Annotated in this window: 19 protein-coding genes; 7 read left to right on the top strand and 12 right to left on the bottom strand. The window is 59.5% G+C overall.

Features of this window, described 5'->3' with window-relative positions; translation table 11 throughout:
• Positions 1 to 31 precede the first annotated feature (31 nt).
• From araG to ALP40_RS05515, 4 genes are all read right to left on the bottom strand, one after another.
• Positions 32 to 1,555 carry an L-arabinose ABC transporter ATP-binding protein AraG gene (gene araG / locus ALP40_RS05530; protein WP_122207255.1) on the bottom strand — a complete coding sequence of 508 codons (1,524 nt, stop codon included), beginning with the start codon at positions 1,553 to 1,555 and terminating at the stop codon, positions 32 to 34.
• A gap of 52 nt (positions 1,556 to 1,607) precedes the next feature.
• A complete protein-coding gene (locus tag ALP40_RS05525; protein ID WP_122207254.1) occupies positions 1,608 to 2,621 on the bottom strand; it encodes a substrate-binding domain-containing protein in 1,014 nt (337 codons plus the stop codon).
• Between the two features lie 186 nt (positions 2,622 to 2,807).
• Complete coding sequence (locus ALP40_RS05520; protein WP_122207253.1) at positions 2,808 to 3,680, bottom strand: SMP-30/gluconolactonase/LRE family protein; 873 nt, start codon at positions 3,678 to 3,680, stop codon at positions 2,808 to 2,810.
• Positions 3,681 to 3,761: 81 nt separating this feature from the next.
• Positions 3,762 to 4,481, bottom strand: a complete 720-nt coding sequence (locus tag ALP40_RS05515) for a FadR/GntR family transcriptional regulator (RefSeq protein ID WP_122207252.1) — start codon at positions 4,479 to 4,481, stop codon at positions 3,762 to 3,764.
• Positions 4,482 to 4,703: 222 nt separating this feature from the next.
• Here ALP40_RS05515 and ALP40_RS05510 point away from each other — a divergent pair, with 222 nt between their 5' ends.
• Both ALP40_RS05510 and ALP40_RS25495 read left to right on the top strand, forming a co-directional pair.
• Complete coding sequence (locus ALP40_RS05510; protein ID WP_122207251.1) at positions 4,704 to 5,852, top strand: aldose epimerase family protein; 1,149 nt, start codon at positions 4,704 to 4,706, stop codon at positions 5,850 to 5,852.
• Positions 5,853 to 6,175: 323 nt separating this feature from the next.
• Complete coding sequence (locus tag ALP40_RS25495; RefSeq protein WP_183135995.1) at positions 6,176 to 6,349, top strand: hypothetical protein; 174 nt, start codon at positions 6,176 to 6,178, stop codon at positions 6,347 to 6,349.
• On the opposite strand, the gene ALP40_RS05505 is transcribed toward ALP40_RS25495, so the two are convergent.
• Genes ALP40_RS05505 through ALP40_RS25730 form a run of 4 tightly spaced genes read right to left on the bottom strand, consistent with a single transcriptional unit; the run spans position 6,343 to position 8,994 of the window.
• The gene (locus tag ALP40_RS05505) at positions 6,343 to 7,239 is read right to left on the bottom strand and encodes a metal ABC transporter substrate-binding protein (RefSeq protein WP_122207250.1); all 897 of its coding nucleotides are present in this window, start codon (positions 7,237 to 7,239) and stop codon (positions 6,343 to 6,345) included. The genes ALP40_RS25495 and ALP40_RS05505 overlap by 7 nt on opposite strands.
• 11 nt (positions 7,240 to 7,250) lie before the next feature.
• Positions 7,251 to 8,120 (bottom strand): metal ABC transporter permease, encoded by an 870-nt coding sequence (locus ALP40_RS05500; protein ID WP_122207249.1) that lies wholly within the window; start codon positions 8,118 to 8,120, stop codon positions 7,251 to 7,253.
• Entirely contained in the window at positions 8,117 to 8,884 is a 768-nt protein-coding gene (locus ALP40_RS05495; protein WP_181112781.1) for a metal ABC transporter ATP-binding protein, read from the bottom strand. The genes ALP40_RS05500 and ALP40_RS05495 overlap by 4 nt, the downstream gene beginning before the upstream one ends.
• Positions 8,863 to 8,994 (bottom strand): hypothetical protein, encoded by a 132-nt coding sequence (locus ALP40_RS25730; RefSeq protein WP_259640676.1) that lies wholly within the window; start codon positions 8,992 to 8,994, stop codon positions 8,863 to 8,865. Before ALP40_RS25730 ends, ALP40_RS05495 begins: the two co-directional genes overlap by 22 nt.
• Before the next feature lie 181 nt (positions 8,995 to 9,175).
• Between ALP40_RS25730 and ALP40_RS05490 the strand changes: the two genes are divergently transcribed.
• Both ALP40_RS05490 and ALP40_RS05485 read left to right on the top strand, forming a co-directional pair.
• On the top strand, positions 9,176 to 10,396 hold the full coding sequence (locus tag ALP40_RS05490; RefSeq protein WP_004882143.1) for a putative DNA modification/repair radical SAM protein: 1,221 nt from the start codon (positions 9,176 to 9,178) through the stop codon (positions 10,394 to 10,396).
• Complete coding sequence (locus tag ALP40_RS05485) at positions 10,393 to 11,232, top strand: TIGR03915 family putative DNA repair protein (RefSeq protein ID WP_122207248.1); 840 nt, start codon at positions 10,393 to 10,395, stop codon at positions 11,230 to 11,232. Before ALP40_RS05490 ends, ALP40_RS05485 begins: the two co-directional genes overlap by 4 nt.
• Positions 11,233 to 11,402: 170 nt before the next feature.
• Here ALP40_RS05485 and ALP40_RS05480 read toward each other — a convergent pair whose 3' ends face one another.
• A complete protein-coding gene (locus ALP40_RS05480; RefSeq protein WP_122207247.1) occupies positions 11,403 to 12,245 on the bottom strand; it encodes a PhzF family phenazine biosynthesis protein in 843 nt (280 codons plus the stop codon).
• Positions 12,246 to 12,389: 144 nt separating this feature from the next.
• Here ALP40_RS05480 and ALP40_RS05475 point away from each other — a divergent pair, with 144 nt between their 5' ends.
• Positions 12,390 to 13,238: an NAD-dependent protein deacetylase gene (locus ALP40_RS05475; protein WP_122207246.1), complete on the top strand. Its 849-nt coding sequence runs from the start codon at positions 12,390 to 12,392 to the stop codon at positions 13,236 to 13,238.
• 4 nt (positions 13,239 to 13,242) lie between these two features.
• Here ALP40_RS05475 and ALP40_RS05470 read toward each other — a convergent pair whose 3' ends face one another.
• A complete protein-coding gene (locus tag ALP40_RS05470) occupies positions 13,243 to 14,223 on the bottom strand; it encodes an arsenic resistance protein (protein ID WP_122207245.1) in 981 nt (326 codons plus the stop codon).
• A 67-nt stretch (positions 14,224 to 14,290) separates the two neighbouring features.
• The gene (locus ALP40_RS05465) at positions 14,291 to 16,654 is read right to left on the bottom strand and encodes a DNA polymerase II (RefSeq protein ID WP_122207244.1); all 2,364 of its coding nucleotides are present in this window, start codon (positions 16,652 to 16,654) and stop codon (positions 14,291 to 14,293) included.
• A gap of 241 nt (positions 16,655 to 16,895) precedes the next feature.
• Here ALP40_RS05465 and ALP40_RS05460 point away from each other — a divergent pair, with 241 nt between their 5' ends.
• On the top strand, positions 16,896 to 19,472 hold the full coding sequence (locus ALP40_RS05460) for an EAL domain-containing protein (RefSeq protein WP_122207243.1): 2,577 nt from the start codon (positions 16,896 to 16,898) through the stop codon (positions 19,470 to 19,472).
• 120 nt (positions 19,473 to 19,592) lie between these two features.
• Complete coding sequence (locus ALP40_RS05455) at positions 19,593 to 20,033, top strand: CBS domain-containing protein (protein WP_122207242.1); 441 nt, start codon at positions 19,593 to 19,595, stop codon at positions 20,031 to 20,033.
• A gap of 57 nt (positions 20,034 to 20,090) precedes the next feature.
• Here ALP40_RS05455 and ALP40_RS05450 read toward each other — a convergent pair whose 3' ends face one another.
• The gene (locus ALP40_RS05450) at positions 20,091 to 20,639 is read right to left on the bottom strand and encodes a DUF4174 domain-containing protein (protein ID WP_122207241.1); all 549 of its coding nucleotides are present in this window, start codon (positions 20,637 to 20,639) and stop codon (positions 20,091 to 20,093) included.
• Between the last annotated feature and the right edge of the window lie 38 nt (positions 20,640 to 20,677).

Below are 20,677 nucleotides of genomic sequence, written 5' to 3'. Positions count from 1 at the left end.
TTTTTATTGTTCATGGTCAGGGACCAGTTGTTCAGCCGCGCGTGCGTGGCAGAGCCAGTTGCAGGAGACGCGGCTCTTCAGCCTCGTCGCGGTTCAGTTCACCGGTAATGGCACCTTCGCTCATCACCAGAATGCGGTCGGAAATACCCATCACTTCCATCAGGTCGCTGGACACCACAATCACGGCGATGCCGTCGGCGGCCAGGTTGTGGATGATCTGGTAAATCTCGGACTTGGCCCCAATGTCGATACCGCGGGTTGGCTCGTCGAGCAGCAGCACCTTCATCGGCATCGACAGCCAGCGCCCCAGAATGGCTTTCTGCTGGTTGCCGCCGGACAGGTACATGATTTGCTGTTCAGGGGATGGCGTCTTGACGTTCATCGCTTGAATCTGGCCCTTCGCGTTGTCGCGCTCCCAGCGGCCCTGAATCAGGCAGCCAAGGCTGACGTGGCGTGGACGCGCACCGATGTTGATGTTTTCGGCGACGCTGGACAGCGGCACGATGCCCTCTTTCTTGCGATCTTCCGGGCACAGCAGAATGCCAGCAGCGATGGCATCACGCGGCGACTTGAGGGTCAGCGGCTTGCCGTCCAGTTGCAGCGAACCTGCCGTGCTGCGGGTCATGCCGGACAGCAGACGAAACAGCTCGGTGCGACCGGCACCGACCAGGCCGAAAAAGCCCAGCACTTCGCCCTTCTCGACCGCAAAACTGACCGGCTCCTGCAACCCCGGTCCCATCAGGCCGGTGACCCGCAGGCTCGGTCCCTGGTGCTGGCGGGGACGGTAGTTGTAGATGTCCTGAATATCGCGACCGACCATGCAGGTCACCAGACGGTCATGATCCAGATCCGCCATTTGCTCGAAGGTGCGCACAAAACGCCCGTCTTTGAAGACAGTCACGGCGTCGCAAACGCGGAAGATTTCTTCCATGCGGTGCGACACGTAAAGAATCACCCGGCCTTCGTCACGCAGACGGACGATGATTGCCATCAATCGGTCGATTTCACGCGCTGACAGGCTGCTGGTCGGTTCGTCGAAGGCAATCACATGAGCATTGCGCGACATGGCTTTGGCGATTTCCACCAATTGCCGCTGCCCCAGAGACAAATCGCCCAGGCGCGTGCCCGGATCGATCTCGTCGGCCAGCCCTTTAAGCAATTCTGCCGCACGGCGGCGCATGGCACCCCGATTGATCAAACCAAAACGGCTGGGCATATGGCCCAACAGCAGGTTCTCGGCGACGGTCATTTCCGGTACCAGATGCAGCTCCTGGTGAATGACCGCTACCCCGGCCGCGATACTGTCGGCCGTGGATTTGAACTGGTAAGTCTGCTCGCCGATTTGCAGCGCGCCGCTGTTGGGCTGATAAGAGCCGCCCAGAATCTTCAAGAGCGTGGACTTGCCCGCGCCGTTTTCGCCCATCAGCGCATGAACGCTGCCGGGACGCGCTTCAAAGCTGATATCCGAGAGCGCTTTTACGCCGGGAAAGACCTTGCCAATGCCATTGAAGCGCAAGGCACCGCCTGCCGAATGTTGTTCGATAGCCTGTTGCATGCAACCAACCTCCTCAATGAGAGGGGCCTTCAGTCAGGCCCCTCTTTTCAGCTCACTTCCAAAGGCCGATCTTGGTCAGTTCTTCCTGGAAGTTGGCGCGGGTGATCAGTGTCACGTCGTCCATCGCGGTGTACTTCGGAGGCTCTTTGCCATCCTTGATCCACTCGTACATGTACTTGGCGGTGTTGTAGCCTTCTTTGTCCGGGCTGGGCAGCATCGAACCGAAGAAGCCGCTTTTCTTTTTCTTCAGCTCATCGATGGCGTCAGTGCCGTTGATGCCGATACCGATCACGTTGTCTGCGCTGAACCCGTTACTCGCCGTAGCACGGACGCCACCCAGTACGGTGTTGTCGTTCATGCCGCCGATGATCAGGTTTTTAGCATCGCCCGGCAGCTTGGGCAGGGCCGAGTTGGTGGCGTCCATGCTGCCTGGTACATCCAGGGTTTTCTGTGCAGTGAACAGAATGTTCTTTTCAGGCAGCCCCGCTTTTTTCAAGGCATCGACAGAACCGTCGGTGCGCTTCTTACCAGTGTCCAGCTCGTTGTAAGTGTTGATGATGGCGTAGGTGCCCTTCCACTCGTTCTCATCCCACTTGCGGTTCTTGGCTTCGGTGGCCATCGCCGCGCCCTGCTTTTGGCCAACTTCGAAGGCGGCCATGCCCAGGTAAGGAACGTCCTCCATGAATTTGCCCTGAGCGTCGACGAAACGGTCGTCCACAGCCATGACCTTCAGGCCCAGCGCCTTGGCCTTGGCCACAATGGCAGGACCGAGAGACACGTCAGGCGGGCAGATCACGAAACCCTTGGCGCCATTGGCCGCGAGGTTGTCGATGGCAGCCAGGGTTTTTTCACCGTCCGGCACGGCAATCTTGAGCACGGTGAAGCCGTGATCCTTGCCTGCTTTTTCGGCAAAGGCCCACTCGGTCTGGAACCAGGGTTCTTCGGCTTGTTTGACCAGAAAGCCGATTTTGACTTCATCGGCAGCAGAGACGATACCGCTCATGCCCATGATGGCGGTGGTGACAGCAGCACAGCACAGGGAACGGATCCCGTGACGACTCAACATAGCTAACTCCTTATTTTTATTGAATAGCTAGAGCGTTCAGCAAAGGTGGCGGCTCATGAACGCAGATGCGTTTGAAACCGGTTCAATAGTCATACCATATTATGATTGACTGCAATGTAACCGAATGTCACCTAAGGAAGTACAGACCCAGAAACAACATCAGGCGTAATCCTTCAGCAACCTCGTTCAGCCGGCGAACCGGGTGCATTCAAGCCCTTTTACATCAACATCAGCGGTGACGACCGCGCCGTCGAACTCACCGTGTGCGTCAGCAGGTGCGGCGCTCGTCACGTACAAGGTCTTGAGGTCAGGCCCACCGAATACGCAACTGGTGGGATGACTGACCGGCAGATCAATCACCCGGTCCACGCTGCCGTCAGGTGCGAATCGAATCAGGCAACTGCCGCCCCAGCGGGCATTCCAGACGTAACCCTCGGCATCCATCGCAGAACCGTCAGGGGAACCACGCGAATGCTCGGCAGCCCATACCGTGCGCGAGCCAAGGCTGCCGTCCGGAAGAATCGGGTAGTGATAAATGACGTCGTCCAGCGTGTCGGCGCTGTACAGCACATCGCCAGTGGCGTTCCACAGCAACGTGTTGACGATCCCCTGGCGGTCCAGCAGGCGCGTGACGCTGGCATCGGCATCGACTCGAAACAGCCCTCCGGAACGGCGAACCAGCGGAACGTCGCCACCTTGCGCATCAATGTTGTTCTGCATGCTGCCCAGCCAGAGTCGACCTTGAGCGTCGCAGCGCGATTCGTTGGCGCGGTTGCCGGACACCGGGTCGGCCACGCAAAAAAACGAGAGGGACGTTTTGAATGCTGTCACGTCCAGGCGGTAAACACCGCTGGCCAGCGTCACCAGCGCATCGCCTTGCTTGGTGGGGATAAACGCGGAAATAGGTTCGGGCATGCGCCAGTGGCGGTATTCGCCGTTGACGAGCCTGCAAGCCAGAAAGCCTGAGATATCGACCCAATACAGGGCCTGCTGTTCGACGTCCCAGAAGGAACCTTCGCCCAGCTTGAAACGGTGCTCGGAGACGGGCAGCCAGTTCATGAAAATGTCCTTTGTTATTGTTGTAAAAGGTACTTTTCAGTGTGATGCAGCAATCAATCGGTCACGCGCATTTCCATGTGTTCAAAGTAACGCGTCAGCGGCTTCCTTCTGACGCGAAAAATACGTGTCGATCACCTCAGCCGCCTGCTCGATCAGGCTCATGCAGGCCCACACACCACGGCCGGCATCACGGGTGGCAATGGCTTCAGCCAGATCCCGGTGCAGCGGCAGGGTCTTGCCCAACTGGCCCGGCATTCCCGACGTCACTTCGAACGACACGGCCAGTAATGCGCCCAGCGCGGGCAACATCTGCTCGATGAAACGATTATGGCTGGCCGCCAGCACCGCCTCATGAAAACGCCGATCCGCCAGGTTGTAATCCCCCTTGTCGGTCACCGACGCCTCCAACAAGCGGTACGCCTCACGAATCTCTTCAATCTGCTGTCCGGTGGCCCTGTCGCACGCCCAGCGCACCGCCATTGGCTCGATGGTTCTGCGCAGGTCCAGCAGGTCCTTCACGAACGCTTCCGGAAGCCCTTTGCGTGCGAGCCAGCCGACCACCTGAGGATCGAACAGGTTCCAGCTTCGCAACGGCAGTACGCGTGTGCCCACCTTGGGCCCGACCTCCAGCAACCCTTTGGCCACCAGCGTCTTTATGGCCTCACGCAACACCGTACGGCTGACACCCAGCTCTTCGCACAGCGCGGCTTCCACTTTCAGCGTCTGACCCGGCAGAACATTGCCTGCGGCAATCCAGGCACCCAGCCAATCCACCGTTGACGCGTGGAAATTACTGCTCATGTCCCGATGCCTCGTGTCGCGATCTGTTCGAGCCGAGGCTAATCATCATACCAATGCCTGTCAAACGGGCCGCAGTGTGCTGTAGAGCATACTCACCGCCCGCATTACTAAATAGTATTACAATTAATTTTTCAAGCAGCATTTTTTGGGCTATAAATCCTTCCATCGGATAGAAATCCGATCAAATAGTCTTACCAATAAAAATAAAAGCGGGTAGATCAGATGAAAAAGCATGCTCTTCTCAGCACCCTTGGACTGTCTCTCATGATCAGCACGTTAACCGCGCACGCTGCGACGCTCTCCAGCGAACACAGCGGCTTCGGCCAACTGCCGGATGGCACGGCCGTCGAAAAGTACACCCTGCGCAACAGCCACGGCATCGAAGCCAGTGTCATCACCTACGGCGCCACCCTTCAGTCGCTGATGGTTCCCGACAAAGCCGGCAAAGTGGAAGACATCGTGCTGGGCTTCGACGATGTGCAGGGCTATCAGAACAACGGTACGGTGTACTTCGGGGCAACCATCGGTCGGTTCGGCAATCGCCTTGCGGGCGGCAAGTTCACGCTGGATGGCAAGACCTATCAGGTCCCTCTCAACGACAAGACCAACGCGCTGCACGGCGGCAGTCAGGGTTTCGACAAGCGACTCTGGAAAGCTGAAGAAACAAAGACCGGCGATTCGGTCGGTGTGAAATTGACCTACGTTTCACCCGACGGCGAGATGGGGTTCCCCGGTACGCTGACCACTGTCGTCACTTACAGCCTGAACGAGAAAAACGAGCTGAAGATCGACTACCGCGCAACCACCGACAAGTCGACGGTACTGAACCTGACCAACCACAGCTACTTCAATCTGGCGGGTGCGGGCAGCGGCGACATTCTCAAGCAGGTCGCCACCTTGCACGCCTCGCACTACACCCCGGTCAACGACAAGCTGATTCCGACCGGCGAACTGCCCGCCGTGAAAGGCACCCCAATGGATTTCCTCAAGCCGACCGCCTTTGGTCAGCACATCAAGGATGATCATCAGCAGCTCAAGTACGCCGAGCCCAAACAAGGCGGTTTTGACTTCAACTGGGTGCTCGACACCAAGGGCGACGTGAAGAAGCTGGCGGCTGAAGTCAGCGACCCGCAGTCGGGCCGTAAACTGCAGCTGTTCACCACCGAGCCCGGCGTGCAGCTCTACACCGGCAACTTCCTGGATGGCAGCATTCACGGCAAAGGCGGCAAGGTCTACCCGCACTGGGGTGCCTTCACACTGGAAACCCAGCACTACCCGGACGCGCCTAACCAGCCGAAATTCCCGAGCACCCGTCTCGATCCAGGCAAGGCGTACACCCAGACCACCGTGTTCAAATTCCTCAATCACTGACCCAGCCTGTCGCGCAGCCCTTGTTGAACGAGGGTTGCGCGTTATTCTCAGTGAGTCGCGCAGTGAAGGAGTACGGCATACCTCCACCCTCCGAACATTGAGGATGACGACACGCCTGCTCAGATTGCCCCCTATCGCCTACCCCCTCTCGCCCATTACTGGTCAGGCTTGGTCTTCGCCGACAGGGCGACCCTGCAACTCCCCTTCCCCGTTGCGCCTTTGTCGGGCACTACAACGCAGCGATTGGCTGAGTAGCGCTGGACGACTTCATCGAGACGGTCAGAACCGAAGACATTGCCGCCGAGGGTTTCAGTGGATTCCAGGTGATTCCGCCGGCCAGAGCGTCTGACGACGCCCGCCAGCAGAACGAAGCGTCAATCATCCGAAAGGACACTGGACGCGGGCAATTTGCCGATTACCTGCCCCTCAACGAGGTGCACGGCGACTGGACATCGTCGACCCGCTACACCCCGCTGAACGTCGATAGCGATTATTGATGGTTTTTCATCGCTGCAACCAGCGTGTCGACGTTGTAGCGAAACATCTTGGCGTAAGTCGACGCTGGGCCGTCTGGTGGCGACAGGGCTTCGACATACAACTCACCGCCTGGCTGCGCACCGCTGGCTTCGGCAATCTGCTTGACCAGACGCGGGTCACCTGAATTCTCGAAGAAATAAGCGCTGACGTGCTCGGCCTTGATCTGACGGATCAGTTTCGAAACGTCTGCTGCCGAGGCTTCCGATTCGGTGGAAAGACCCAGCGGCGACAGGAACGTCACGCCGTAGGCATCACCAAAATAGCCAAACGCATCATGGGAGGTCAGGATCTTGCGATTGGCTTGCGGGATGGCCTTGATCTGATCACGCGCATACAGGTCCAGTTGCTGCAACTGAACGATGTAACGGTCGCCGTTGGCCTGGTAGACCGGCGCGCCGTCGGGATCGGCCTTTTTCAGTGCAGCCACGATATTGCGCACATAAATCACGCCGTTGGCAGCGCTGTTCCAGGCATGCGGGTCGGTGATGCGTTTGCCGTCCTCATCCATGCTGCGGGTCTTGATGCCTTCAGAAAGCACGACCGGCTTACCTTTGTAGCCCGACGCCTTGATCAGACGGTCCATCCAGCCTTCCAGGTGCAAACCGCTGACGAACGTCAGGTCGGCGTTTTTCAACGCTTGCGCATCGGTCGGCGTCGGCTCGTAGACGTGCGGGTCGCCGTTTGGACCAATCAGGGAAGTGACATGCACTCGGTCGCCGCCCACGGTGCTCACCATATCGGCGATCACGGTGAACGATGCGACCGCTTCCAGCGGCTTGGCCTGGGCGATGGACGCAAAGGCAGACAGCGCCAGCGCCGCCATTGAACTCAACAACATCAGTCGTTTCATGACATACCTTTTCAGTGAGCCAGGTGAGGTTGGGGAAACAGTCGACGCAGGATGCCCGTGCGTCCGAACAACAGAGAAAAGACGTAAAACGTGCTGGCGGTCAGCACAATGGCAGGCCCGGAAGCGACACCCAGGTGGTAGGAAACGATCAGCCCGATCAGACCCGCCAAGGTGGCCAAGAGGGTTGAAATCAGCATCAGTGCGCTCAGTGAGCTGGCCCAGAAACGCGCGGCCGTTGCTGGCAGCATCATCATGCCGACGGCCATCAAGGTACCCAGCGCCTGGAAGCCCGCCACCAGGTTCAGCACCACCAGCAGCAGAAACAGTACGTGATACAGCGATCCGCGCCCGCCTACCGCCCGCAAAAAACCCGGATCGAAGCACTCGAGCACCAGCGGACGGTAGATCACGGCAAGCAGAATCAGGGTGAACGAAGCAATGCCGCCGACCATGTAGATAGACGCGCTGTCGATGGCCAGAATGGTGCCGAACAGCACATGGAGCAGATCGACACTGGAACCATGCAGCGAAACGATCAGCACCCCGGCCGCCAGCGACGTCAGGTAGAAGCTGGCGAAGCTGGCATCTTCGCGCAGCGCCGTCAGCCGGCTGACCAATCCGGACAGCAGCGCAACCGCAAGCCCGGCGATCAGCCCGCCGAAGCCCATCGCCGGCAACGACAGCCCCGCCACCATGAAGCCGACCGCAGCGCCCGGCAGCACGGCGTGACTCATGGCATCGCCCACCAGACTCATGCGCCGCAGCATCAGCAACACGCCAACCGGTCCTGAGCCAATGCCCAACGCCAGGCACGCCACCAGCGCGCGGCGCATGAAACCGAACTCGACGAAGGGCTCGATCACCCAGGTGTAAAGCATCATGACGGTTCGTCCTCGACGTCGCACATCGACTCATCTGCGGTCCAGTACTCGGCCATATTGCGGGCCTTGCGCAGGTTCGCGACGCTTAGCACCTCAGCGGTTTCGCCCCAGGCGATGGCTTCGCGGGCCATCAGCAGGGTTTGGGGGAAATGCTGGCGCACTTGATCGATATCGTGCAGCACCGCGATCACAGTGCGACCCTGCCCATGCCAGACCCGCACCAGCTCCAGCAGGTCACGGGTGGTACGTGCATCGATGGCCGTGAACGGCTCGTCCAGCAGAATCACCGAGGCGTCCTGCAACAGCAGGCGGGCGAACAACACACGCTGAAACTGCCCAGACGACAGCGAACCGATGCTGCGTGCCTCGAAGCCTTCCAGGCCGACGGTGAGCAGCGCTTGCCGCGTGAGGTCAGCATGTTTGCGGGTCAGGCTACGAAACGGCCCGATGCTGTGCCAAGCCCCCATCGCCACGGTGTCAGCAACGCTCAAGGGGAAACTGCGGTCGATCTCGGCCGCCTGAGGCAAATAGCCGATGGTGCGAATGGCCAGACGCCCGCGATCTACCCTGCCCTGTGCAGGCTTCATGGTCCCGGCAATGGCCTTGATCAAGGTGGATTTGCCTGCACCATTAGGGCCCACGATGGCCGTCAGGCTTCCGGCTTCGAAGCGACCGCTGATGTGATGAACGGCAGGCCTGCGCTCGTAAGCGACAGTGAGGTTTTCCAGCGCGATGGCGGCGCTCACGGAATGGCCACCGACCATCCAATCGCCAGCCACAGCAACGCGAGAACAAACAGGGAAAACAGAATTCGCTTCCAGGCCGACTGAGCCAGGACCGAGCTTGCGATGGACGAAGGGGGGGGTGTTTTCACGACAAGCAACCTGAAACTATTCGTTACAGTATTACATAAGCCATCATCTCGTCGTTATAAAATAACATTCACATTAGCCATCTATTTAAACTTCGCCGACCTTCGGTCTACTTCATGCCTCACGGCTTGAGTCTTGCCCGGCAACCCGATACTGTACATGCAAACAGTAATGGGGTATTCCATGCAGCTCATCGACAAGCTCAGCATTCTGGCGGACGCCGCCAAGTACGACGCGTCATGCGCAAGCAGCGGAGCACCCAAGCGCAGTTCGCAGGATAAGTCCGGCCTTGGCTCGACCAACGGCATGGGCATCTGTCACAGCTACACGCCCGACGGGCGCTGTGTGTCCCTGCTGAAAATCCTGCTGACCAACTTCTGCCTCTACGATTGCCAGTATTGCGTCAACCGACGTTCGAGCGATGTGCCCCGTGCCCGCTTCACGCCTGAAGAAGTGGTCACGCTGACCCTGGACTTCTACCGCCGCAATTGTGTCAGCGGGCTGTTCTTGAGTTCGGGCATCATCCGTTCGGCGGACTACACGATGGAGCAACTGGTCGAAGTCGCCAGGCTGCTGCGCGAGGTGCATGAGTTTCGAGGATATATTCACCTCAAGACCATTCCTGACGCTGATCCTGCGCTGATCGCACAAGCCGGTCGCTATGCCGACCGGTTGAGTGTGAACATCGAATTGCCTACTGATGCGAGCCTGCAGACGTTGGCCCCGGAAAAGGATGTGGCTTCGATCAAGCGCTCGATGCAGACCATCTACACCGGCGAGCAGACCGTGCGCAACGAACCTCGCGCGCCGAAATTCGCGCCAGCCGGGCAAAGCACGCAGATGATCGTGGGAGCCGACGCGACTGACGACAGCACTATCCTGCACAGCGCTCAATCGCTGTACAGCAACTTCAAATTGCGCCGCGTCTATTATTCGGCGTTCAGCCCGATCCCCAACAGCCCGAACAGCGTACCGCTGGCCGCACCGCCTCTGATGCGCGAGCATCGGCTGTATCAGGCGGACTTTCTGCTGCGCGGCTACGGGTTCACGGCGGGCGAACTGCTCAACGGCCCCGGTGACCTGGCGCTGGACATCGATCCGAAGCTCGCCTGGGCGCTGGGCAATCGCCAGGTGTTTCCGCTGGACCTGAACAACGCCGACCCTGCGCTAATCGCCCGGGTGCCTGGCATCGGCATTCGCACCACCCAGCGTCTGGTCGAACTGCGGCGGCAGCGGCGTATCCGTTACGAAGACCTGACCCGCATGCGCTGCGTGCTGGCCAAAGCCAAGCCCTTCATCATCACCAGCGACTACCACCCGCCCCAGGCCGAAACCACCAGCGAGTTCCTGCATCATCAACTGCGTGACCGCCCGCAACCTCAGCAAATGGGACTGTGGGGATGATCTGTCTCGATTGCGATGACCTGTTCGACACCTGGCGGCAGCAGGCCCGCTGGCTGCTCAGCCACGGAATCGACCCCAGCCAGGTCAGTTGGAAGTCACCCGATGCGGCCGACCTGTTCGGCAGCGATCAGGACTGCCCGAAGGAGCAAGGCCCCTTCCAGGCGCGCGTGCCGCTCGAACTGCTGCACCTGCTGGACAGTGCCTCCCGTTATCGTGGCGAGCAACGCTGGAGCCTTTTGTACGAAGTGCTTTGGCGCGTCAGCCACGGCGACCGGACTGCCATGATGGCTGGCGACAAACTGGGCAGCGAGCTGCATCGGCGGCTAAAGTCGATTCGCCGCGAGGCCCATCACCTGCATGCCTTTCTGCGCTTCGTGGCATTGCCCGCGCCCGAACAGGACGACGAATTCATGCGCCCGGAATACGTGGCCTGGCACGAACCGGCCCACGACATCCTGCACAGCGCCAGCGAACACTTCATCGGCCGTATGGGCCAGCACCGCTGGATGATCGCGACGCCGCAGGATGGCGTTTATTACGACGGTAAACAGCTGATTCATGAGCGCCGCTGCCCGGAAGCCTGGAAGACCCTGGCGCGTCAGGTCGATGACCCGCATGGCGAGCTGTGGCTGACCTACTACAGCCACATCTTCAACCCGGCGCGCCTGAATCCCAAGGTCATGGAAGGTCACTTCCCGTCGAGATTCTGGAAAAACCTGCCGGAAGGTCCGCTGATTCCGGCGCTCATCACCCAGGCCCGAACCGGTAAACAGCGCGACGGCCAAGCAAACGACATCGCCGTCCGACGTGGCAAGAAGATCGCGCATCGGGACTGACATGTTGCGAATTCAGTGATGACATCAGGCTATTCATTGCGGTTGGTGGGAGCGGACTTTTCCGCGAATGCAGAACTTCAACCACTGTATCGGCATCGGATTTACCGGCCTCTTCGCGAACAAGTCCGCTCCCACGACAAGGTGGAACCGCCCGCAGGCCTATGCGTCGATCAAAGCGAAACACGCCCATCAATACAGGTTACCGTCGCTCCACCGATCCATACGTCATCGCCTACGCGCTTGACGTGTACTCTGCCCTTGCGACCCAGCGCGGCACCTTGGCTCGCGACATAGCTGTCCGCCGCCAGACCCTCCTCTAGAACCCACAGTGCAATACCGGCATTCAGGCTGCCGGTGACAGGATCCTCGGCCATGCCATCTCCCGGCAAGAACGCGCGCACTTCAAACTGCGCCTCGTCGCCATCCACTGCCGGGTTCCAGGGTGCGAATACGCCAATCTTCAGTCCATCAAGCTTTGCGTTATCCGGCTGCAGCGCAAGCACGCTGGCACGATCTGACAGTCTTACCACCAACCAGCCCGGGCCGTTGTCTGCCCAACGCGCCTCCAGAATCGCGCCTTTCTCCAGACCAAAGCCATCGCGAACCTGCTCGACCAGATGCGGCTCTACCGGGCCGGAACGCAGCAAGGGCGGCGCAGTAAATGCCAACTGCTGACCATCACGACGAATTCTGATCAGGCCGACGCCACACTCCTGAACGATCTCCTCGCCCTGCGCAACGCCACCTTTCTCAAGCCATGCATGGCAACTGCCCAGCGTTGGATGCCCCGCAAACGGCAGTTCATGAAGCGTGGTAAAAATTCGAACGCGATAGTCGGCACGCGGGTCGGTGGGCTTGAGCAGGAAGGTGGTTTCGCTCAGATTGGTCCAGCGAGCGAAGGCTGCCATCTGCTCATCGCTCAGACCGTCAGCACCGAGCACCACGGCCAACGGGTTGCCGAGCAAAGGGTGTTCACTGAAGACATCGACCTGTTTGAAATCGAACGAACGCATTCAAAGCTTCCTGGTTGTGGGTCAGCCTGCAAGGTCGCATGCAATGGCCCGGGAGGACAACAGCCCGTTCACCCTTTGCGCCGACGAACAATACAGTCGGTGGTACTGTCACATTCATGATCTGCCGACCATCCGAGGTTTGACATGCTGGACAGCCCTGCCCGCAAACAGCTCGACACCCTTGTTCAGGACATGGCCGGGCGGCCGTTTCTGGTGATTACAGGTGCCGGTATCAGCACCGCATCCGGCATTCCCGATTACCGCGACAAGGACGGCGTAAGACGCGGCAAACAGCCCATGATGTATCAGGAATTCGTCAACAACCCGGCAGCCCGCCAGCGCTATTGGGCGCGCGCCATGCTGGGCTGGCCAAGAATCCGGGTGGCACAGCCCAATGCCGCGCACCAGGCACTGGCCCGGTTGCAAAACGGCAACGTCATTACAGGGTTGATCACTCAGAACGTCGACGCCTTGCACACCCAGGCTGGAAGCCCTGAGGTCATCGAGCTGCATGGCAGCCTGCATCGGGTGCTGTGCCTGGAATGTCATCACCGTCATGACCGTGCGGCGATCCAGGACGTGATGCTGGAGCAGAATCCTTACCTGCTGGGCGTCCACGCCATACAAGCACCCGATGGTGACACCCTGCTGGACCCCGCCTTCGAGATGGGCTTCAAGGTGCCGCAATGCCCTCATTGTGGAGGCGAACGGCTCAAGCCGGATGTGGTGTTTTTCGGCGAAAACGTAGCACCACCCACCGCAGCCAGCGCCATGCGCCATGCCGAACAGGCAGAGGGTCTGTTAGTGGTGGGCACGTCGCTGATGGCCTGGTCGGCCTTTCGCCTGTGCAAGGCGATGGCCGAACAGGGTAAACCGGTCGTTGCCATCAATCACGGCAAGACCCGCGCCGATGAACTGTTGGACATGAAGATCGAAGCGTCTTGCGAGCAGTTACTGCCGCTGCTGTCAGAAGCGCTGGGCCTGCCCGACTGACGGATCAGCGCATGGTTGCCGCCTGCCCTGTGTTGCGGATCAACGCCGGAATCGCGCGGATATAAACCAATTCGCTCACCAGCTCGATCAGCGTCTGGGTGATGACGGCCGCAGCGGCGAGCGCCCGGATGTCTTCTGGCAACGCCAAGGCCAATGGCAGCACCACCAGAGAATTGCGTGTAGACGTACTGAAGGCCACCGACCTGACGCTGGCTGCAGGCAGCTTAAAGACCCTGCCCACCAGCGCACCGGCCAGCGGTGCCAGAACCATGAACGCCAGGTACACCGCAATGGCGGGTAGCAGTTGGTCCAGGCTGTTCACAACCGACGCGATCTGCGAACCGATCACCGCGACCAGGACCGCAGCCATCGCTGGGACAGGCATCCATGCCCAGGCATCGCTCCAGCGCGCAATGACAACGGATCGCTTGATGCCAGCGGCCGTCACCACCGCCAGCACCAGCGGCAAAACGATCAGCACCAAAAACGCTTCGACGAAGGGGCTGATGGAGATCGCAACCGCCGACTCGCTCCCCAGCATCAGCGCCAGATACAGCGGCAGCAACACCAGTTGGAGCAGAAGCAGCAAGGGCGTGGCCGCCAGTGTCAACCGTGAATCGCCTTTACCCAAGTGCGTGAACACCACGACGTAATCGATACAGGGTGTCAGCAGCACCAGCAAGGCCCCCACCAGAATCGCCGTGTGCCCGCTCAGTCCTCGGGTCAGGACCCACACCAGCGCCGGAATCACGACAAAATTGGCGACCAGCAGCGCAAGCATGAAACGCTTGTTGCCAAGCCCTTGGCGCAGGTCCAGAAACGGGATCTGCAGAAACATTGCATACATGAGCACGGCAATTGCCGGCATCACCAGCACACCCAGCGTCTGCGCGGCGACAGGGGCGAGCAGTCCACCGACAGCCGCCATAAGCACGGCAACGAAATAGATCGGAATTTGCTGCTGTTCCAGCTGTTCTCTGCTCACACTGAGTCCTTAGGGCGCCATCATGTTCGGTAGGCGAGCGAATGCCTGCCCGACGAATGCCAAAATATTAAAACAGTCCCAACTGCCCGCCGATCAAGGTGCCGAAATCGTCATCCACAAATGGCAAAATCGCATCGGCCAACGGTTGCAGCTGGCGGGTCACGTAGTGATCGTAATCGATGGGTGCCGTGCGGATTTCCAGCGGCTCGGGGCCTGCGACCGTCATCACGTAGCTGATCCAGCCGCCGCTCTGATACTGGCGTGGACGGCCCTGCTGATCGTTGTAATCATCGGCAATGCGCGCTGCGCGCACATGGGGCGGCACGTTGCGCTGATAGTCGTCCAGCTTGCGGCGTAGGCGCTTGCGGTAGATCAGCAGGTCATCCAGTTCGCCTGTCAGCGTACGCTGCACGTAATCGCGCACATAGTCCTGATAGGGCTGACGCTTGAAGATGCGCAGGTACAACTCTTGCTGAAATCGCTGGGCCAGCGGTGACCAGTCGGTGCGAACGGTTTCCAGCCCCTTGTAAACCATCTCTTCGGTGCCATCGGCGCGCGTGACCAGTCCGGCATAACGCTTCTTGCTGCCCTCTTCCGCGCCGCGAACGGTCGGCATCAGAAAGCGTTTGAAGTGGGTTTCGTATTGCAACTCCAGGGCGCTCTCCAGCCCATAAGTGGTCTGCAAATGCTCATGCCACCAGTCGTTGACCTGCTGAACCAGCGACTTGCCAATGCCGGCCGCTTCCTCCTGACCGTGTGGACGGCCCAGCCAGACGAACGTGGAATCCGTGTCGCCGTAGATGACGGTGTAACCCTGGGCCTGAATAAGCTCGCGGGTCTTGAGCATGATTTCATGCCCGCGCAAGGTGATGGACGAGGCCAGCCTGGGATCGAAGAACCGGCAGCCGCTGGAACCCAACACCCCGTAGAATGCGTTCATGATGATTTTCAACGCTTGGGAAAGCGGCGCGTTCTGCTCGCGTTTGGCCGTATCGCGCCCCTGCCACACCCGCTCGACGATGGCGGGCAGGCTGTGTCGGGTGCGGGAAAACCGAGCGCCGCGAAAGCCCGGCACCGACTCGCTGTCCTCTGGATGACGCAGGCCCTCGATCAGCCCGACCGGGTCGATGAGAAAGGTCCTGATGATCGAGGGATACAGGCTCTTGTAGTCCAGCACCAGCACAGACTCATACAGCCCCGGTTGCGAGTCCATCACAAAGCCGCCAGGGCTGGCCTCCGGCAGGCGCTCGCCCAGGTTGGGCGCGACGAACCCCTGGCGGTGCATCAACGGAATGTACAAATGGCAGAAAGCCGCAACTGAACCGCCACTGCGGTCGGCGGGCAACCCGGTCACCGTGGCGCGCTCCAGCAGGAAGGTCAGCAACTGGGTCTTGGCGAAGATTCGCGTCACCAGCTCGCAGTCCTTGATGTTGTAACGTGCCAGCGCCGGCTTGTCCTCGGCGAACATGCGGTTGATTTCATCCATGCGCTGGTAAGGCGTGCTGATGGCCTTGCCTTCGCCCAGCAGCGTCTGCGCGACGTTCTCAAGGCTGAACGAGGGAAAGCTCCAGGTCGCCGAACGCAACGCTTCGATCCCGTCGATGACCAAGCGACCACTGATGTCGGCAAAGAAATGATTGTTTCGGCTGCCATGCTCCCGCCACCCCATCGCTTCGCCACCACGCCCCAGTTTGAGCGGCACATTCAAGCGTTGCGCGTGCTCATGCAGGACCCGCAGATCGAATTGCACCACGTTCCAGCCAATGATCGCGTCAGGGTCATGCAGGACCAGCCAGTCGTTCAGGCGCTCCAGCAACTGGGCTCGGGTGTCGCAGTAATCGAGCTGAAAATCCAGCGCTTCGTCGCTCCCGTTGGCCGGTCCCAGCATGTAGACCTGACGCTGACCACAGCCTTGCAGTGCAATCGAATAGAGTTCGCCACGCGCAGTGGTTTCGATGTCCAGAGACACCAGCTTCAACCGGGGTCGGTAGCTTGAAGCAGGCTTGATCTGCGCCTCACAAAGCACGCCTTCGGCATTCGCTGTGCCACTGAACTGCACGGGGGCGGTGATGAAACGCTCCATCAGGTAGCGTTCGGGCGGACGAATATCGGCTTCGTAGACGTCCACGTTGCCTTTGCGCAGTAGTTTTTCGATATTCATCAGTTGCCGATGCTGCTGGCAGTAAACGCCCAGCACCGGTCGATGGCGAAAATCGCTCAGTTGCAGAGGCCGCAACTCCACACCACGTTCGCCGCGCAGCAATGAGCGGGCGCGCTCTTGCTGTTCAACGGGGATGAACGCGACGGAGGGCTGGCATGGCAGGCGGAGATGACGTGGGCCGTCATCGGTCGCCAGCCAGAAGTCGACTTCAGTCCCCGCCGGCGTGTCCTGCCAGTGCCGACTCAGGATGAAGCCTTGCTGTAAATCCAACGTTGCAACCTCGATCAGACGACTCAGAGGCCGATTCTACGTGGCTATCGCGGTAAAGGCGCGCCTGATGGTCGGTTCAAGAAACATATACCGATGCCGATATCCCGATATAAGTACCTGATCATGGACTGAACGTCAGAGTGAGCGCTCCAGGCCTGGGCGAGTGAAGCAAGGGTGTCGCAGACGACAGCCATTGCCTTCAACCCGCCGTGTTGACGTCATCGACCATGGAATAGCTGTAATGAAATCGCTCGACTCTTTCGACCCTGCGCCAAAGGCCGTTGCAGGTAACACTTTTCTGGCACGCCGAACCCTCATGACCATGACCGGGCTGCTGGGCGCGCTTTCGCTCGTGATGCTCGTATCCCTTCTCTATATCGCTTATCAATTGAATCGCAACGCCGGGCTGCACAGTCAGCAATTGGTCGAGAACGTCTGGCAGTCCCGGGAAAAGACCCTGATCGCGACCTTCAAGGACAACGCCTACTGGGGCGACGCCTACAAGCATTTGCATATACAGGTCGACAAGGACTGGGCTTATACACGCAATAACCTGGGCGCTTCCTTGTACACCGACTTCGGCTTCGAAGGGGTCTTTGTTGTCGACGGTCAGGATCAGACCTCTTATGCCGTCAATAATGGTGAACTGGCCACCCTGCAACTGACCGATTGGCTGGACAGTGGCCAGGATCAGATCATTAGCCAGGCCCGCGAGCGCGGTGATGCCGATGAAGTCTTCACGCAGATACGCAAGGTCAATCATGTCCCGGTACTGCTGATCGCAGCCCCCCTCACTACGGGCGGCGATGAGCAGGTGCAGGAAACCGAGTCCGCTCAGTCGATACTCGTCCTGGCGTATAAGCTCACCCCCGAAAAACTCAAGGACATGGGTTCGCTCTACGGTATCCAGGGCTTGCGCAAAGCCGCAGACGCCGAGGATGCAAGACGCTTTCCCTCTGCGGAGGTCGAAACCGGAATGTTGTTGCGCTGGGACCCCGAGCAGCCGGGTTTAAAGCTGATCAGCGGCTTGCTGCCGGTGCTGATCGTCTTTCTCATCACGCTGATTTTCATTGCTCGACGCGTGGCCAGAAAGACCATCAGGACCGCCGAACTGATGGACAGGCAGTTTGAACTCATCACTCAGAACCGTACGGCCCTGGCCAGCAGCGAAGAGCGTTTTCGAAACGTCGCCGAAACGGCCTCGGACTGGGTGTGGGAAACCGATGTCGACTTGCGCATCACCTACCTGTCAGAACGTTTTACCCGTGTCACGGGGCATGCTGCACACCCTTGGATAGGCCGCTACCTGGACCAGTTGCTGCACTGTCAGACCCAGTCTTTGACCCACTGGGTTCGGCATGAGCGCCCCCTCGAAGAACGCGCCGTGTTGCGCTGCACGCACCGTTCGCTACAGGGCACGGTTCGCACGAGCAACATCGCGGTCAGGCCCATCGTGCGCGATGCGCTGATCGTCGGCTATCTGGGCATCGCCTCGGATATCACGCAGGAAGTGGAAAACCAGTCGCGGCTGTTCCATCTGTCTCAGCATGACGCCTTGACCGGCCTGCCTAATCGCACGCAGATGCAAGCCTTCCTCAATCGGACCCTCGAACAGCGTCATGAGCCGACCTTCGCCCTGACGATGCTGAACATGGATCTGGACAGCTTCAAACCCGTCAACGATATCTTCGGCCACAGTGTCGGAGACGGTGTGCTCAGAGAGGTCGCGGAGCGACTGGCGTTCTGTCTGCCGCCTGACAGCCTGCTGGCCAGGCAGGGTGGTGACGAGTTTCTGATGGTCACGACCAGCCTTGCTGACGTCGAGCGTTTGTGTGAACGCCTGATACGCCACATTGGCCGTCCTTTCACCGTCAACAACCAGGAAGTGTTCATTGGCTTGAGTATCGGGATCGCGCGGTGCCCGCTTCATGCACAAGACAGCCAGGACCTCATCCGCTTTTCCGACCTGGCGCTGTATCAGGCCAAAAAGGACGGACGCAACACCTGGCGCTTCTACGAACAGATCATGAGTTCGCGCATCGCTCAATTGCGGGAAATGGAAAAGAGCCTGCGTGTGGCCATCAAGAACGATGAGTTCACATTGCGCTATCAGCCGCGCTATTGCATCCAGACCGGCAGGATTTCCGGTGCCGAAGCGCTGATCCGCTGGGAACACCCTACTCTTGGCCTGTGCATGCCCGATCAGTTCATCGGTCTGGCCGAAGAAAACGGCTTGATTCTGTCGCTCAGTGACTGGGTTCTGCACCGGGCCTGCAGCGATGCGGCGGGCTGGAAGGACACGCTGCGTGTGTCGGTCAATATCTCTGCCGTGGAGTTTCGAACCCCAGGCCTGGTGGAACGTGTGCGTCAGGTCTTGGCCACTACCGGCTTACCCAGCCATCGCCTGGAGCTGGAAGTGACCGAACGGGTCATGATCCAGGACGCACAAGCCGCCCTGAAGCTGATCAACGAACTCAAGACGCTGGGCGTGAGGCTGTCGATGGATGATTTCGGCACCGGATACTCCTCGCTGAGCTATTTGAAGATGTTCCCGTTCGACGCACTGAAGATCGACCGCAGCTTTATCAACGAGATCGACTCAAATACTCAGAGCCTGTCGATTGTGCAGGCCATCATCCAGCTGGGCCGCAGCCTGTCCATGACCATTACCGCCGAAGGCGTCGAAACCGCGCAGCAACTCGCGTGCCTGCAATCGCTGGCGTGTGACGAAGCCCAAGGCTATTACTTGAACAGGCCTATGCCGCTGTCGTCATTTCTAGAGGCCGTTCAGACTCAGACACTCGAGTTGCAAAGCTGACTGTCGGGTTCCGGACTACTGGATGTCGCTTTACCACTTGCCGGATCGCACGGACTGCACGATTCTGCAGAAGACAGCCTTGTGCCAAGACACGGCGTCATTCACACCCCGGAGAGCACCATGAAAACCGTCGCCCAGTTATTGAAATTGAAAGCGGAACAGAACCAGCAGGTGCATACCATCGGTCCCGATCAGATGGTGCTCGATGCGCTCAGGCTGATGGCCGAAAAGAATATCGGTGCTCTGCCGGTGGTCGAAAATGGCAGAGTGGTAGGCGTCGTGAGCGAGCGCGACTATGCACGCAAGATGATTCTCATGGGGCGTTCGTCCGTGGGCACCCCCGTGAGCGCCATCATGAGCAGCAAGGTGATTACCGTGGACTCGCAGCAAACCGTCGAAGCCTGCATGGGCATCATGACCGACAGCCACTTGCGCCACCTGCCGGTCGTGGAAAACGGCGAACTGTTGGGCCTGCTGTCCATCGGCGACCTTGTGAAGGAAGCCATCGATGAACAGGCCAGTCTGATCCAGCAACTCGAGCAATACATTCGCGGCGAGTGACGGTCACGGGGAGATGCCGCTGTGCCTCTGACCCATCAACATCTCCACGCATCACGATCAGTCGTCAAGCGTTTTGCCTGCCGGTGCGGCCTTGCCCGGTTTAGCGTTCTTCTCGGCAGGTGCCGGTTTGGGCTCCGGCTCGGGCGGCGGAGCGGCAGCCTCACGCTCACGCATCGGCATCTGATCGATGGTCGCAAAAATCTCCTTGGGGTCGACCACACCTTCCTTCTCGATCTTCTTCTCCCCGTCCTTGCCCACCAGAATGACCTTGGTTTTCGCACCCGCCCCCAGTTTCAATTCGCGGATCAGGGACATGGTCGACTGAGCGTCCATCGTTTTGCCGTTGCGCTCGCCAATGGTATTGACCACCGTGAACAGCACCATATTGCGTTGCGCAAACGCTTCGCGGTTGGCGGGCTCGTCCAGCGCCTTTTTGATGCTGACAAGCGTCGGATCGACTGTGCTCGGAGCGATGATTATCAAGGGACGCGTCTTGCCGCGCTCCTGCGCCAAGGGGCTGCCACTGTCGGCGGCAAGCGCGGGGCCGCTAGCGGCAAGCCCGGCTGCGACAAACAGACTGGCGAGGGTCAGGGACCGGATTAGCATGGTGGGCTCCTTTCAAATCCATTGGGGTAGCCATTGCG

This window comes from Pseudomonas viridiflava, assembly GCF_003702045.1.
Taxonomy (GTDB): domain Bacteria; phylum Pseudomonadota; class Gammaproteobacteria; order Pseudomonadales; family Pseudomonadaceae; genus Aquipseudomonas; species Aquipseudomonas viridiflava_C.
Note: the sequence above shows the minus strand (reverse complement) of the source record. Positions and strands in the feature narration are given on the sequence as shown.